The 387-nt window shown below is 72.1% G+C and carries 1 protein-coding gene; it reads left to right on the top strand.

Annotated elements, in window-relative coordinates; all coding sequences use genetic code 11:
• Positions 1-48: 48 nt before the first annotated feature.
• Positions 49-387, top strand: a 339-nt coding sequence (locus JZ792_RS43830; protein ID WP_216918469.1) for an MATE family efflux transporter, incomplete at its 3' end; no start/stop codon positions are given.

The raw sequence follows: 387 nt of genomic DNA, 5'->3' as shown, positions 1-387 counted from the left end.
ATCTTCGGCTGGGGTCCGTTCCCCAGGCTCGGCGTCGTGGGTGGGGGCGTGGCTGTCGCGGCCTACTACGCCGCCGGCACCGCCGTCTTCGCCGCCTCCATCTGGTCTGGCCGTGGCGTCCTGCACCCGAGCCGGCGCCTCCCGAGACTCACCTGGGCGCCGTCCCGCGAGATCCTGCGCGTCGGCCTGCTCTCCGGCATCGCCAGTGTGACGTCGAACGTCACGGTCATCGCCGCGACGGGCTTCGTGGGAACGGCGGGGCCGGCCGCGGTGGCTGGATATGGAACCGGCGCCCGGCTGGAATACCTGCTGGTCCCCCTCGTGTTCGGGCTCGGTTCTCCCATTGCCGCCATCGTCGGGACCGCTCTCGGTGCCGGACTGCATGCC

It is taken from the genome of Nocardia noduli, from assembly GCF_019038455.1.
Classification (GTDB): Bacteria; Actinomycetota; Actinomycetes; order Mycobacteriales; family Mycobacteriaceae; genus Nocardia; species Nocardia noduli.
This window is presented reverse-complemented; position numbering and strand designations above follow the sequence as displayed.